Consider the following 15,579-nt stretch of genomic DNA (forward strand, 5'->3'; position numbering starts at 1 on the left):
AATATCCCTCCCTTTGGTTGACAATTCCTTTTATAATTATTAGAATACTATATAACTTTAATTAAATAAAGCGATAAAGTAATAAAGTGAAAAGGAGTAAACTTACAATGCAGCCTTTTTTAATAAATAGCTCCTATAGCAACGTTATAGACGATTTTCAGCAGCAAGAAGTATTAATAAACAAATTAAAACACCGTTTTAAAACCTATGGGTATCGTCAAATTAAGATTCCAGCATTTGAGTATTATGATATGTATGCTTCCATTAATGGAATTGTAAATACAGATGACATGGTTAAAGTTATGGTTCCTAAAGGAAAGGTACTTGTATTACGACCAGACGTCACTATTCCTATTACACAGGTTATGGTCAATCATCCCACCACTCAAAATGATCGTTACTTTTATATCATGGACATATTTCGTTACCATGATCAAGCAAATCAAGTAAACGAACGAACACAAGCAGGAATTGAACACTTTGGAAAAAAATCAGCTACTACTGATGCAGAAGTAATTGCATTGGCAATTCATACACTGCAAGATATGGGTTTTATTGATTTTAAAATGGAAATAGGTCATGCAGGATTGTTCAAAGCATTAATATCGCTCGCTGGGTTGTCTAAGCAAGAATTAATCCATCTACAAAACTTTATTCAATCTAAAAATATAGCTGAATTAGAGCCCTACCTAAATTCGCTTGAGATTGATGATCCGCTGAAAGAATTGATTAGGAACATTCCTTTTCTTTATGGTCTGCCAGGTGATGTAATCAATGCTATTCAGAAATACGGATTACAGGAAAATATGCAAGCGGAATTACAGCACCTCATAGATGTTTATGACATTCTAAAAGCCTATCAGCTTACTGATTATATAATATTTAACCTTGGTTTAATTAACGATATGGATTATTACTCAGATATCATCTTTCAAGGGTTTATTGAGTTTATCGGGGAACCGGTAGTCATGGGTGGTAGATATGATCAATTAGGAAAACAATTTGGAGCATCTATACCAGCAATAGGGTTTGCATATGACTTGCAGTTATTAGAAAGGGCTTTACAACGGCATGAGTTATTAGCAACACCAACAACCATATCAGACATCATTGTTTATTATCATCCCTCTATGCAAAAGAAAGCACTAACTGATACGTTACATTTACGGAAATGCGGCTATGTCGTACTTAGCTTTCCTGATCAAGAAAACAGCCTGACTACTTCAGCATGCACCATCCACTATCAGAAGGATTCTTGTACGCTCATAAATAAAGGGAATTCATATCAATTCCATGACATAACTGAAGTACAGGAGTTATTAGTTATGCAAGAGGGGGAGGTTTAGTTGGAAGCTTTCACATTAGCGGTAGCCAAGGGTAGAACAGCTAACCAGACCATACATCTGATGAAAAAGATTGGAATTATTTTCAATAACTTTACATCATCAAGTCGAAAATTAGTTTTTTACAATTCAGATAAAACCATCAGGTTACTATTTGTAAAAGCTGTAGATGTCCCGACTTATGTGGAAAGAGGCGCAGCAGATGTCGGTATAGTAGGAAAGGACAATGTACTTGAATCCGAGGCAGATGTATATGACATACTCGATTTACGAATTGGGCAATGTACTTTTGCCATAGCTGGTAAACCCGGAGAGAATTTAAATAAAGAGAAACCAATTACCATTGCAACGAAGTATCCAACCATTACTCACAATTACTTTTCTAAAAAAGGCAAAGCCATTCATATTGTAAAGTTGAATGGCTCCGTTGAGCTAGCTCCCCTTATCGGATTAGCAGATGCAATCGTTGATATCGTGGAGACCGGTAACACATTAAAAGAAAATGGTCTAGTAGTTTTAGAGGAAGTAGAACCAATTAGTACGCGGCTCATTATTAATAAAGCAAGCTTTGCTATTAAAAGCACAAGTATACAACCATTTATTGAAAAATTACGATTGGGCTTGGAGGAGTAACACGTGAAACAAATAACAGGTGCGCAATATTGGACGGAGAAGAACCAAATCGCAAAAAGGAGAACATTAGATAACAATACTGATCAAACGGTTTTAGATATTATTAATCAGATTAAACAATCTGGAGATGCAGCAATTAGACAGTTAACAAAAGAATTGGATGATGTACTATTACCTAAATTTCAGGTTACTAAAGAGGAGTTTAAAGACGCATATAAACAGGTTAGTCCAGCTTTCCTTCGTGCACTTACAAAAGCAAAAAACAACATCCAACAATTTCATGCAAAACAAATGCAACAATCGTGGTTTACAAATAGTCATTCCGGTATTTTATTAGGGCAAAAGATTACACCACTTGAAAAGGTTGGAATCTATGTGCCTGGTGGAAAGGCAGCATATCCTTCAACTGTATTAATGAATGTTATTCCTGCCAAGATTGCTGGAGTAGAGTCGATACATATAGCTACCCCTCCACAGGCCAATGGAAAGGTTAACCCACATATTCTTGTTGCTGCAAAAGAAGCAGGCGTAGATAGCATCTATAAGATTGGTGGAGCACAAGCGATAGCTGCTTTCGCTTATGGAACAGAAACGGTACCAAAAGTCCAAAAAATTACTGGCCCTGGTAATGCATTTGTTGCTAGTGCAAAAAAATGCGTCTATGGGGATGTAGCCATAGATATGATAGCTGGTCCCAGCGAAATTTGTATTGTTGCCGACGAATCAGCACCAGCACCTTACATTGCTGCTGATCTATTATCACAGGCAGAGCATGATGAGGCGGCAAAGCCGATATGCATCACGGCGGATCGTACACTTGCAGCTGCCATCCAACTAGAAGTCGAAAAACAAACAGAATTATTATCTAGAAAGCACATTATCAAGCAAGCCCTAAAACAAAATGGACGCATTATTCTTGTTAAGCACTTGAATGAAGCATTTACAATTGTGAATGATCTAGCACCCGAACATGTACAGCTTATGATAAAGGAACCGATGGAAAATCTGAGATACGTTAATAATGCCGGTGCCATCTTTATAGGCAATTATTCACCAGAGGCATTAGGAGACTATCTAGCAGGACCGAATCATACGTTACCTACAAATGGTACTGCTGCTTTCTCTTCACCTTTAGGTGTTTATGATTTCGTAAAAAAATCAAGCATTATCCATTATGATAAAACAGCCTTGCTAGAAACAGCTGATGAAATAATTGAGTTAGCAATGACAGAAAAGTTAACAGCGCATGCAGAATCAATTAACCTACGAAAGGATGGCCGCAATGCGAAATCATACAATTAACCGAACAACTTCAGAAACAGATATTTCTCTTACCTTGAATATAGATGGAGCTGGTTATAGTTCGATTCAAACAGGAGTTGGATTTTTTGATCATATGCTCACCTTATTGTCTAGACATGGACTACTTGATTTAAATGTAAGCTGTAAGGGTGATTTAGAAGTTGATCAGCATCATTCTATTGAAGATATTGGTATTGCTTTTGGCAAGGCCTTTTACCAAGCACTCGGAGACAAACAAGGAATTACGCGCTACAGTAGTATAACTACACCGATGGACGAAGCGCTGTCTACTGTATCTCTAGATATTAGTGGACGTTCGTATCTTGTATATAAGGTAGAGGGGCTAAAAGATAAAGTTGGAGATTTCGATACAGAGCTAGTAGAAGAATTCTTTCAGGCTTTTACCAGCAATGCCAAAGTCACCTTACACATTCATAACGTTTATGGTACAAATTCACATCACATGATTGAATCCATATTTAAAGGCTTTGGCCGAGCACTCGATCAAGCAAGCCAAAAAAGCGAACGTATCATAGGTATCCCCTCTACAAAAGGAAGTCTTTAAAAGAGGAATGATACCATCCAATTGTATACAAAAAATCGGTACTATTGAAAGGACGTATAAGATGATTGCTATCATTGATTATGGTGCTGGGAATATGAAAAGCCTTCAGTTTGCATTAAACAGAAAAGGCCTGGAATGTTGTGTCACCACTGAAAAAAAACAGATTCTCAACAGCACTGCCATGATACTTCCAGGGGTGGGCGCTTTCCAAGATGCCATGACTACCTTAAAGCAAAAAGACTTAATCAATACCATAAAAGATGAAACTACAAAAGGGAAACCCTTATTAGGTATTTGTTTAGGTATGCAATTATTCTATGAAACAAGTGAAGAAGATGGAGAATGGGAAGGTTTCGGATTATTGAAAGGAAAAGTTAGTAGAATTAATTACACGGTTAAAGTTCCTCACATTGGTTGGAATACACTGCATATGCAGCGAAGTAGTTCCATATGCCAAAACATTCCAAATAATGCTTTTGTATATTATGTCCACTCCTATGCAGTAAAAGAATATGCATATAATTCTCTGGTTGCCAGCACTGCTTATGGTGGTACCATCCCAGCAATCGTCCAGCAGGATCATATTATTGGCATGCAGTTTCATCCAGAAAAAAGCGGTAACGTTGGACTTCAGCTTCTAGCAAATTTTGGGGAGATGATTTCATGATTTTATTTCCGGCAATTGATATTAAAGACAGTAGATGTGTCCGCCTTACACAAGGCAATTATAATAATGAAATAGTATACAGTAATAACCCTGTACATATGGCTTCACAGTGGGAAACGCAAGGAGCTGAATACTTACATCTCGTCGATCTTAACGGAGCTAAAACAGGTCAGTCAAAAAATATTGATATTGTCAAAAAAATAGCCGATACCATTTCCATTCCCGTACAGATTGGTGGTGGAATTCGTAGCCTAGCGACAATGGAGAACTACCTTAATGCAGGAATGAAAAAAGTGATACTTGGAACAGCAGCTATTGAGGACAAATCGTTTTTAGCTGCGGCTATTTCTAAATACCCTACCCAAACCATTGTATCGATAGATGCTAGAAATGGACTTGTAGCAACAAATGGCTGGACGGAAATAAGCAAGGTTAAAGCTAGAGATTTAGCAAAAGAGTTGGAGCAACTAGGTTTACAAACGCTAATCTACACAGACATTCTTAAAGATGGCATGCTAAGCGGACCAAATTTTACAGAACTCCAAATTATGCAAGCTTCCACATCAATGAATATTATTGCCTCTGGGGGAGTAACGACAATGAAGGATGTGACCACATTAAGCAAAATGAAACTACATGGTGCAATTATCGGCAAAGCACTATACGACGGATCCTTAACATTAAAACAAGGGTTGGAGGCAATAACAAATGTTAGCTAAACGGATTATTCCTTGCCTTGATGTAGCTGGAGGGCGCGTGGTAAAAGGGAAAAAATTTAAAAACATCCAGGACGTAGCTGACCCAGTAAAATTAGCTAAACGATACAATCAAGCTGGTGCTGACGAACTTGTATTTTATGACATCACAGCGTCTAATGAAGGAAGAGACATATTTCTTGATGTTGTTGAGTCTGTGGCTGCGGAAATTGCTATTCCCTTTACCGTTGGAGGAGGAATTAGAACTCTCGAGGATATACATCGTGTCTTACGAGCAGGTGCTGACAAAGTTTCTCTAAATAGCGCAGCCATCACAAATCCAAGTTTAATTAAGGAGTCTGCATTAAAGTTTGGATCACAATGTATCGTATTATCGATTGATGCAAAACAGACGGAACAGTATAAATGGGATGTCTATCTGAACGGAGGACGAAAACATGCAAAGCTAGATGCAGTAGAATGGGCAAAACAAGGAGAAGCATTAGGTGCAGGAGAGATCGTGATCAATGCTATTCATACAGATGGTGAACAATTAGGCTATGACCTTAACCTGATACATTTAATCGCTTCTTCTGTCAGTATTCCAATTGTAGCAAGTGGAGGTGCAGGGAGTATTAACGATTTTTTGGAAGTTTTAAAACCTGGTCTTGCAGATGCAGCATTAGCAGCATCCGTTTTCCATTATAATGATATACCGATCCCACAATTAAAGAAGCATTTATACAACAAGGGTATAGAAATTAGGAGTGAGCGTATATGAACATAGAAATGGACGCTATAACATTTGGTACCGATGGATTACTGCCAGTAATCGTTCAGGATGCAACGAATGGAAAAATATTAACATTAGCTTATATGAATAAGGAGGCATTTTCCAAAACAGTCGAAACAAAGGAAGCTTGGTTTTTTAGTAGAAAGCGACAGACACTATGGAACAAGGGGGAAACTTCTGGAAATAAACAAGCTGTCCATGCGATTTTCTTAGATTGTGATCAAGATGCGCTATTATTACAGGTAAGACCGCTTGGTCCAGCCTGCCACAAAGGCAAGCATACTTGCTTTCATCATGAGCTGTATCAGGAGTCTATTCCCCCTTATCAAGTTCTTGAACAGCTTAAGAAGCAAATAACCAAACGTAAACATTCTCCTGTTGTAGGTTCCTATACTGCCTATCTGTTTCGAGAAGGGCTTGATAAGGTATTAAAAAAAATTGGAGAGGAAGCTAGTGAGGTCATTATTGGAGCTAAAAATAAGAATAAACAGGAGGTAACCTGGGAAATAGCTGATTTAACTTACCATACGCTCGTATTGATGGAGCTACTTGATGTCTCCTTCCATGATATAACGAATGAGCTACAACAAAGACATAATCAGGAAAAGGACGTACGAAATGAATAGATTTTGGAGTGACGCAGTTAAACGGAGCACGCCCTATGTTCCCGGTGAACAGCTAAATGACCCTACCATTATAAAATTAAATACAAATGAGAATCCATATCCTCCCTCACCAAAAGTAAAGGAAGCTATTTACAGAGCATTAGAGAACAAGTTAAATCATTATCCTACACCAACAGCAGAGAATTTAAGAGAGAAAATTGCCAACTTCTATCATCTAAATAAAGAGAATGTTTTCATAGGAAATGGGTCTGATGAAGTGCTTGCTTTTTCGTTCATGGCATTTTTTCTGCCCGAAAAAAAAATCCGTTTCCCAGCAATTTCATATAGTTTTTACCCTGTTTATTGCAATCTTTTTCACATACCGTATCAAGAAGTATCCTTAAACAAGAACTTCACACTAAATCAAGTTGATTTTTTTGATTCGGATGGTGGTGTTATTTTACCAAACCCTAATGCACCTACGAGTATTCTAGCAGAACTTGACGTTATAAAAGCTATTGTAGAAAATAATCCTAATCGGGTTGTCATTATAGATGAAGCATACATTGACTTTGCTGCGGCTTCAGCAGTTTCACTCATTGACCAATATGAAAATCTCCTCGTCATACAAACGATGTCAAAATCTCGTTCGCTTGCTGGCTTAAGAGTAGGCTTTGCTATTGGCAATCCAGAACTAATTGAAGCACTCCAGCGAATCAAGAATTCGTTTAACTCCTACACCATTGATCGATTAGCACTTGCAGGAGCTGAGGCTGCTATTGAAGATACTACCTATTTTAAAGAAACAACAAATTCTATTATTCACACACGCAACTGGATGACGGCAGAGTTAAAAAAACGTGGATTTAAGGTATTGCCATCAGCAACAAACTTTTTGTTTGCTACACATCCTAGCTATGCAGCACGATCCCTTTATCAACAGCTAAAAATAGAAGGTATTCTTGTTAGACATTTTAATAAAGACGAAATTACACAATATTTAAGGATTTCAATAGGTACGGATCAAATGATGGAGCAATTCTTAGAAAAATTGGATACCCTTATTGCAGAAAAACGTCCTCTGCTAAGCAGACATACGAGCTTGTAAACATAGGAAATAGTATCGACATAAAGTGAAACTTCCTTCCGTGGGGAGTTTGTTTATCCCACGGATGGTTAGTACCACAAGGGTATGACCTAAAGGCCTCTGAACCAATCGGACATTTACTGATAGTTTATACCCATTTACCAATACCTTGATGTGAAGTCTTACTGCCAGTTATATGCGGGATAAAGTGAAATCGACGTCAAAAGAAAAAAGCATCCGATATTTAGACAGCTTCTAAATGATCGGGTGCTTTCATACTAAGCGTTGCTTAGATTAATGTTTCAACCTTTGCATCCTTTTTTAATTTATCAACTTTTTTCTGAAGTTGTTCATTCGTTTTTTGTTGTTTAATTTGATTTTTGATTTGGTCTTTCAAATCCTTTAATTTACCAATCTCTTCATTTTGCTCTTTCAACTGATTGTAGTATTCTTCAACCTCTTTATCCGTTACTTTGATCTCCAACTGTGAATCAATATACTTGGTAGTAATTAAATCATCTTCTAACTGCCGTTTAAATTGATCTTCCGTAAGATTAAATTGTTCAAGAACTGCAGTTAACTGGTCACCATTCTCTTCTTTTAACGAATCAAATTCGGATTGAACCTCTTTATCTGAAACCTTAATACCCTTGCTTGCAGCATCCTGTCTAATTAAGTGCTGCTCAACCAAAACGTTTATGGTTTGTTCCTTTAGTTTATCTAGATCGCTCACATCCTGTCCATATTGCGCCATTTGGGTTTTTAATTGTGTATAGATCGGGTTGTAGCGTTCACCTTTTATTTCATCACCGTTGACAGAAGCTACAGCTGTTCCTTCTTCTACCTTCTCTTTATCGGTCACTTTTACTTGCTGCTCCTGACCCTCTTTTGATGTATTACCTTCTTCCTGCGTTTGCTCATCTTTCTTTTTATCACCTTCAGCATTGTCATCTCCACATGCTGCCAATACGATTGCTAAGGTTAGTGCTAATCCTAGCATGATAATTTTTTTCATTCGTTAGACCCCTCATTTCTTAATGAATGTCCTTTCATTCAAACATATTTAGGACAACCTTTTCAAGTGCCAAATGTGCCGTTTACTGCAAAAACATGAGAATAGCAAGGGATGAAAGCCCTATTTACAATTGTATAACAATAAACAGCACTTTCCCTAAATTATGCCACATTCGACACGATTTATGTGTGAGTGATTGATTGAGATTCCCAAGACTAAAGTCGCAAGCCCTACACCTGCCATTGTGACCGATGGAATTCATGAATGATTAGCGATCTCAGTCCACACCTCCTAGTACTCGCTGCCTTTCAGCTAACTCACTCTGGATAGGCGAAGGCAACGTCTTCATGTTTAGGCAGGCTACCATCTTCAAACGAGTCCATTTTCGTTACAAAATATTCAACACAACTATAGCAAATTAATGAAGTAAATAGTTAATATAAAAGAAATTAAATAGAGGCTGGTACAAAACACAACTTCTTTACTCAAAATACGAATAATCAAGTTATCAATAGGAGTATCGCCGCACCGTAAAAATATACGCTCTTTCCGCAGGCACGGCCTCAGCTAACTTGGTAAAGAAAAACACGTTACCACGTGGATCTTCGGACGCATGGTTCCCGCCGGAGTCTCACTTATTTCAGGTGCTAAATGAAAGATTCTAACCAAAAGACGAACGATAGTTATTTTCTACTAATCGTTCGTCTTTTATTGTTTCTTCATTCTTTTGTCTCTGTCTCTACCAATTTACTAAGACATGCTTTTTGTAATTATTTTTCTAAGCTTGCTTGAATTTCATCAACCATACCCTGAACAGATACAAGTCCGCCACCAGATAAGTACCAGAATTCAGGATCAAGGTACACGATATTATCATTTTCATAAGCTTTCGTGCCTTGAACTAGTTCGTTCTCCACAATTTGCTTTGCAGAAGATTCTTCTCCAATTGCTGCACTACGATCAATAACATAAAGTAAATCAGGATTCTTTTCAACTACATATTCAAATGAAACATTTTGACCATGAGTAGATGCTTCGATATCTTTATCTACTGCAGGCACATTAAACACATCGTGAATAATACCAAAACGTGAACTAGGACCATATGCGCTAATCTTATCATCATTTGCTAGAATGATTAATGCATTCTCATCAGCTTGTTTTGCTTTTTCTTGTATTCCTGCAATCGATTCATCGATTGTTGCTAGTTCTTCTTCTACTTCAGACTGTTTATCAAAAATCTTACCAAGTGTACTCATGTTTTCTTTAAATGATTCCATGTAACGAGTAGTATCAACACCTAAGTAAACAGTAGGAGCTAATTCTGATAGCTGATCATATACAGATGACTGACGCCCTGAGATAAAGATGACATCCGGATCAATTTCAGCAATTTTCTCAAAATCTGGTTCCTTTAAGCTTCCGATATTTTCATATTCTTCCCCTTCATATTTTTCTAAATACGATGGGATATTACCTTTGGCAACACCCGCTACTTCTACTCCTAATTTATCTAATGAATCAAGTACACCATAATCAAAAACAACTACTTTTTCAGGATTCTGCGGTACTTCTGTATCGCCAAGTTCTTGCGTTATCTTTATATTTTCTGTTTCAGCAGTTTCCTTTTCCTTACTTCCGCTATTCCCTTCATCACTACTTTTTTCTTCATCTGAACCACAAGCAGCCAATGCGAAGACCATTATGCTCATGAATAGTAACAATAGTAATTTCTTCATCATAAACTCCCCAATCTTTTTAATTTAATATTTTTTATATTAACCATACCGCTTCTTACCATTCAAAGTAGATTTCCAGTGTCATTTTTGCCCAATCTCTTTTGTACCGGGCTCGTTATATGAAAGCATTCCAAGAGCTTTTTTTCTTAAACCTATTTACCTGTGCCAAAACATACGATAAAATTAAAATTGTCAGCATTCCTTCATCATGACCTTAGTTTTCTCTAACATCATGATGGGGGGATTTTTTATATTGGAATCACTTCAAATGGTATTAAGCCATGTAGATGATTAAAAATAAACACATATACGTTTATCATCAATGTCTTGAATATCAATGTCCATATCATAAATATCTTTTAGGACACATTTATCAATGACATCACAAGCCTTACCTTGTTTTACTACCTTTCCATCCTTCAAAGCCACAATATTATCTGAGTAGCATGACGCAAAATTAATATCATGAATAACAATTAATATTGTTTTCCCAAGCTCATCTACTAAATTTCTTAGTGTCTTCATGATTTGAACGGAATGGCGCATATCCAGATTATTTAATGGCTCATCCAAAAGAATGTACTCTGTATCCTGTGCAATTACCATGGCTATATGTGCACGTTGACGTTGACCACCACTTAGTTCATCTAAAAACTTATCCTGCATCTCACGAAGCTCCATATAATCAATGGCTTCATCCACTTTTTCCCAATCATAGCTATTGAGCTTACCTTGAGAGTAAGGAAATCGTCCAAATGATACGAGCTCCCGAACTGTTAGTTTTAAGTTGATCGAATTAGATTGTTTTAGTATCGATATCTTCTTAGCCAGCTCATTGTTTTTAGTTTCCATAATGTCTTTGCCATCAATGGATATATTTCCATTATCTTTTGCGATAAGACGACTAACCATAGAGATCAACGTACTTTTCCCAGCACCATTCGGTCCGATGAAAGAAGTAATGGTCCCTTTTTCAATGTTTAAAGAAACATCTTCAATCACTTTCTTCTGGTTATACGACTTAAATACATTTTTTATGTCTACCATGATTTATTCTCCTTTAACAAAAGATATATAAAGTAAATACCACCAATAAAGTTAATGATGACACTAATAGTTGTTTGGAAAGTAAATACTTTCTCCACAATAAATTGACCACCTAGTAATGCGATAATGCTAATTAGCATCGAACCAATAAGAATGTAAAAATGACGGAACGTTTTTAAAAACTCATAAGCTAAGTTTACGACGAGCAACCCAAGAAACGTCATGGGTCCAACTAGTGCTGTTGCCATGGAAATAAATATGGCAACAATGATTAGTAAATGTTTAACAACACGATTATAGGGCACACCTAAATTAATTGCATTATCCTTCCCTAACCCCAATACATCTAAATATTTATAATACCGCATTAAATAAATAATAAGCAGTACAAATATCACAATGGAGATATAAACAAGATTGGTATTTACGTTGTTAATACTTGCAAACATACGATCCTGTGCTACCATAAATTCATTTGGATCGATCAGAACTTGCATAAAGGAAGTGATACTGCTAAAGAACGTTCCCAATATCATACCAACGAGCAAGAGAAAATAGATATTGTTGCTTTCTCCTTTAAAAAGTACTTGGTAGAGTAATAAAGAGAAAACAACCATTCCTCCAATTGACACGAGGTAGTTAACATTACTATTCATCATTATTAATGAATTGGAACCTATGGTAAAAATAATTAACGTTTGGATAAGTAAGTACAGTGAATCCAGTCCTAATACACTTGGTGTCAAGATGCGATTATTTGTTATGGTCATAAAGATGGTTGTTGCAAAAGCAATAGCACCACCTGTAAGTAATATAGCAACTACTTTCATAATTCGCCTTGGTAGGATATAGCCAATATTTCCACTTAGATCATAAAAGATATAGAGCATTGTTAATAAAACAGCAATTATGGCTAGTACGAGTGTTTTCTTTTTATATCCCATATTTTTTTCTCCTAAACAGCAGATAGATAAATAACCCACTACCTATCACGCCAACGGTTAAGCTAATTGGTATTTCATATGGATATATAATTACTCTGCCAATAATATCACATATAAGAACGAATAAAGCCCCTAATAATGCTGTATGTACCAAGCTCTTCTTTAAATGATCACCTTGATAGATGGTTACGATATTCGGAATAATCAAACCAAGGAATGGAATCACACCTACCGCCAAGACTACGGATGCAGTAACTAATGCTACTATAATTAGACCTAAATTAACTACTTGTCGATAATTTAAACCCAAGTTTTTGGAGAAGTCCTCACCCATTCCAGCAATGGTAAATTTATTGGCATAAAAAAAAGCCAATAGCAGGATCGGAATGCTAACATACATTAACTCGTAGTTTCCACTCATAATCATAGAAAAATCGCCCTGCATCCATGACGATATATTTTGAATTAAATCATACTTGTATGCGATGAAAGTGGACATGGAGCTAATGATATTTCCAAACATCAGTCCAATAAGCGGAATGAATATGGCATCTTTAAATTTTATCTTTTCCAGTATCTTCATAAATGCAAATGTACCTAAAAGCGCAAATGCGAATGATACAAGCATTTTTTGAAATGGATTGGCAGCTGTAAATACAACCATGGAAACGAGGATACCAAGCCTTGCTGCATCTAATGTACCAGCAGTTGTAGGTGAAACAAATTTGTTTCTACTTAACTGTTGCATAATTAGTCCACATATGCTCATGCTCATTCCAGCTATTAATATACTAATAAGTCTTGGAACTCTTGATACCATTAATACTTTTGCCTGATCCTCTGATAATCCAAATATATCTAATGGAGATATATCAGAAACACCAATAAATAAAGATACAAAGGAAAGTAGTATAAGTGCTAGTACTAAGTAACGTATTTTCATAGACTGACCTTCTCTTCCAACTTTCCTATATTAATAATTATTCTTACTTTTGAATCGTTCTAATTAATAATGATATTCATTATCAATTAGATTCTTCTATAAGTATAACAGATTTCCCCTTCACGTCAATAAAAAAAGGCTTTCGTTTATATTTTATTCACAAATAAGCCAAAAGAATGAAGCGCTTTCTTATATATGTGGGAAAGTACATTTTTTATTTAAAAATCTTCGTGTGCTATAGTATGGAGAATGTGATAAAAGGATTATTAAGAAGGAACTTCTCAATAATCCTTTGAGAACGGCTTATTCTGTCTCGCAGCCTTCGTCTGTGCAATAGGTCGTTTTTGAGGATTTAGGGTTTAGTGATTTTAATTTGCTTTCTTGTTGCTCTTCTTCCCATACTTGTTCAAGTACTTCCGCAAATACTTCCTGTGGCTGTGCTCCTGAAAGGGCGTACTTTTCATTAAACACAAAAAAGGGTACACCCTGCACACCAATTTGTCGGGCTTGTTCCTCATCTGCGCGCACATGAATCGCGTAATCATCTACTTTAAGCAACGTTGTAACCGCATTTTCATCCAAGCCCACGTCAATCGCAAGCGCAATTAATGTTTCATAATCACTAATTAACTTTGACTCTGTAAAGTAAGCATGCATCAAGCGTTCTGCCATTTCTATACCTTTTCCTTGTTGTTCCGCATATTTTGCAATACGATGAGCGTCAAAAGTATTGGTATGTTGCATCGTATCAAAATGATAGGTTAAACCAACCTCAGCCGCTTGCTTTCCAACACTCTCATTCATTTGCTTCGCTTGTTCTATCGACATTCCTTTTTTTTCTGATAGATATTCATGAATTGATTTATTAGGAGTTGCTTCGGTATTTGGATCCAGTTCATAGCTTTTAAACTCAAGTATTATTTGATTTTCATGTGGAAAAGTTTTCATTGCATTTTCTAGTCTTCTTTTTCCAATATAACAAAAAGGGCATACAAAATCCGACCAAACTTCGATTTTCATAACTACACCTCATTTCTCCTTACATTGTAGCATAGCTATTCTAAAGGAATGAAGAATTGTGCTTGTTTCGTAGCAGCTATGTCTTAATGTTTAGGTGAAGAGCGATCTGTATCTACATATCTTCCCTGATTTGGAACAGCGATGTCTTCAAAATAATCAACAAGCTTTTGTAATCCTTTTGTTAGTTTTTCACCTTCCATAGCGACACCATGTCCAGGTATAACAACTTGTGGATCAAGCGCTGCTAGTTTCTCAACAGATGCTTGTGCAGCTTTCCAATCCGTCGTAAAGTACTTAGGTGGACCACTCACCTCTGCTGTTTGCATAAATACACGAGAGAAAGATTCCTGACGAACTGTAATGAATGCATCACCAGAAAATAAAAGGGAATCACTTTCACGAAAATAGGATACATGCCCAGGCGAATGTCCTGGCGTGTGAATCCATCTCCAACCATCTAAATAGGGAACTTGATGATTATCAGGTAAGGGCTGAACTACATCTCCTAAGTCAATTGGCTCATTTGGATATAACGAAGATATCTTGGCTAATATTCCACTATCAACTGTTGTGTCTGGTTCCGGATAACTTTTTTCGCCACGTAAAAAAGGTAGTTCGTTTGCATGTGTATAAATAGGTACCTCCCACTCTTCTGCTAAATCTGCTAGCCCTCCTACATGATCAAAATGCCCATGTGTTAAAAGGATTGCTATTGGTTTACTTCCCTTACCAAAGCGATCAACTACAACGGATTTTATCTCAGGAGCTGCATTGGGTAATCCTGCATCTATAAGCACCCATTCTCCCTTATCGGGATATCCGATAAAACCAATATTAACTATTTGATCTGTATAGTAATAAACATCACTTTTTACTTGAATACCACCACCACTTGTAATAGATGTCATCGGAATGAATTTATGATGTTCCTTTTGATGAAAATCTTGATCCATCTAAACACGACTCCTTTGCTAATTAATAAGAATAGTATTTAACATATCTAGAAACTTCATGCAGGAGTTACATGTTTTTTGACTAAGCAATAAGAAAAACGGAGCAAAATTCGCTCAGTCCTTATCACTAAATGCTCAGATTTACGCTTCCTCTAGTAGCTATTATGGAATAATAGCTACTGCTTGCTTGACCAACACTCCGGCTGCCCACTTCCCTTTCCGTGGGGT

General features: G+C 36.6%; 16 protein-coding genes. 9 read left to right on the plus strand and 7 right to left on the minus strand.

The features are described 5' to 3' along the window. The first annotated feature begins 107 nt into the window (after window positions 1-107). The 9 genes from hisZ (at window position 108) to hisC (ending at window position 7,711) form a co-directional block, all read left to right on the plus strand. On the plus strand, window positions 108-1,346 hold the full coding sequence (gene hisZ / locus RVS70_RS17550; RefSeq protein WP_051388472.1) for an ATP phosphoribosyltransferase regulatory subunit: 1,239 nt from the start codon (window positions 108-110) through the stop codon (window positions 1,344-1,346). Beyond that, window positions 1,347-1,976, plus strand: coding sequence for an ATP phosphoribosyltransferase (gene hisG, locus RVS70_RS17555; protein ID WP_026683108.1), 630 nt, complete (start codon window positions 1,347-1,349; stop codon window positions 1,974-1,976). Window positions 1,977-1,979: 3 nt separating this feature from the next. Then, window positions 1,980-3,278, plus strand: a complete 1,299-nt coding sequence (hisD, locus tag RVS70_RS17560; RefSeq protein ID WP_299632384.1) for a histidinol dehydrogenase — start codon at window positions 1,980-1,982, stop codon at window positions 3,276-3,278. Next, window positions 3,259-3,843 carry an imidazoleglycerol-phosphate dehydratase HisB gene (hisB, locus tag RVS70_RS17565; RefSeq protein WP_121604497.1) on the plus strand — a complete coding sequence of 195 codons (585 nt, stop codon included), beginning with the start codon at window positions 3,259-3,261 and terminating at the stop codon, window positions 3,841-3,843. The genes hisD and hisB overlap by 20 nt, the downstream gene beginning before the upstream one ends. Window positions 3,844-3,904: 61 nt before the next feature. Then, window positions 3,905-4,510, plus strand: a complete 606-nt coding sequence (gene hisH, locus RVS70_RS17570) for an imidazole glycerol phosphate synthase subunit HisH (protein ID WP_026683105.1) — start codon at window positions 3,905-3,907, stop codon at window positions 4,508-4,510. After that, complete coding sequence (gene hisA / locus RVS70_RS17575) at window positions 4,507-5,229, plus strand: 1-(5-phosphoribosyl)-5-[(5-phosphoribosylamino)methylideneamino]imidazole-4-carboxamide isomerase (RefSeq protein WP_026683104.1); 723 nt, start codon at window positions 4,507-4,509, stop codon at window positions 5,227-5,229. The genes hisH and hisA overlap by 4 nt, the downstream gene beginning before the upstream one ends. Next, on the plus strand, window positions 5,219-5,986 hold the full coding sequence (gene hisF / locus RVS70_RS17580; RefSeq protein WP_026683103.1) for an imidazole glycerol phosphate synthase subunit HisF: 768 nt from the start codon (window positions 5,219-5,221) through the stop codon (window positions 5,984-5,986). Before hisA ends, hisF begins: the two co-directional genes overlap by 11 nt. Beyond that, a complete protein-coding gene (hisIE, locus tag RVS70_RS17585) occupies window positions 5,983-6,624 on the plus strand; it encodes a bifunctional phosphoribosyl-AMP cyclohydrolase/phosphoribosyl-ATP diphosphatase HisIE (protein ID WP_026683102.1) in 642 nt (213 codons plus the stop codon). The genes hisF and hisIE overlap by 4 nt, the downstream gene beginning before the upstream one ends. Next, the gene (gene hisC, locus RVS70_RS17590; RefSeq protein WP_026683101.1) at window positions 6,617-7,711 is read left to right on the plus strand and encodes a histidinol-phosphate transaminase; all 1,095 of its coding nucleotides are present in this window, start codon (window positions 6,617-6,619) and stop codon (window positions 7,709-7,711) included. Before hisIE ends, hisC begins: the two co-directional genes overlap by 8 nt. 268 nt (window positions 7,712-7,979) lie before the next feature. Here the strand turns inward: hisC and RVS70_RS17595 are convergent, their stop codons facing one another. From RVS70_RS17595 to RVS70_RS17625, 7 genes are all read right to left on the minus strand, one after another. Further along, window positions 7,980-8,705: a SurA N-terminal domain-containing protein gene (locus RVS70_RS17595; protein ID WP_026683100.1), complete on the minus strand. Its 726-nt coding sequence runs from the start codon at window positions 8,703-8,705 to the stop codon at window positions 7,980-7,982. A gap of 770 nt (window positions 8,706-9,475) precedes the next feature. Then, window positions 9,476-10,444, minus strand: coding sequence for a siderophore ABC transporter substrate-binding protein (locus RVS70_RS17600; RefSeq protein ID WP_121604489.1), 969 nt, complete (start codon window positions 10,442-10,444; stop codon window positions 9,476-9,478). 291 nt (window positions 10,445-10,735) lie between these two features. Continuing rightward, complete coding sequence (locus RVS70_RS17605) at window positions 10,736-11,491, minus strand: ABC transporter ATP-binding protein (RefSeq protein ID WP_026683098.1); 756 nt, start codon at window positions 11,489-11,491, stop codon at window positions 10,736-10,738. After that, the gene (locus RVS70_RS17610) at window positions 11,485-12,435 is read right to left on the minus strand and encodes an iron chelate uptake ABC transporter family permease subunit (protein ID WP_121604488.1); all 951 of its coding nucleotides are present in this window, start codon (window positions 12,433-12,435) and stop codon (window positions 11,485-11,487) included. The genes RVS70_RS17605 and RVS70_RS17610 overlap by 7 nt, the downstream gene beginning before the upstream one ends. Then, window positions 12,425-13,378, minus strand: a complete 954-nt coding sequence (locus RVS70_RS17615) for an ABC transporter permease (protein WP_026683096.1) — start codon at window positions 13,376-13,378, stop codon at window positions 12,425-12,427. Before RVS70_RS17615 ends, RVS70_RS17610 begins: the two co-directional genes overlap by 11 nt. A gap of 303 nt (window positions 13,379-13,681) precedes the next feature. Then, window positions 13,682-14,398, minus strand: coding sequence for a DsbA family oxidoreductase (locus RVS70_RS17620; protein WP_026683095.1), 717 nt, complete (start codon window positions 14,396-14,398; stop codon window positions 13,682-13,684). Window positions 14,399-14,481: 83 nt separating this feature from the next. Beyond that, the gene (locus RVS70_RS17625; RefSeq protein WP_026683094.1) at window positions 14,482-15,351 is read right to left on the minus strand and encodes an MBL fold metallo-hydrolase; all 870 of its coding nucleotides are present in this window, start codon (window positions 15,349-15,351) and stop codon (window positions 14,482-14,484) included. Window positions 15,352-15,579 lie beyond the last annotated feature (228 nt).

It is taken from the genome of Virgibacillus sp. M23, assembly GCF_034190895.1.
In the GTDB taxonomy this organism is placed as follows: Bacteria; Bacillota; Bacilli; order Bacillales; family Amphibacillaceae; genus Virgibacillus; species Virgibacillus salarius.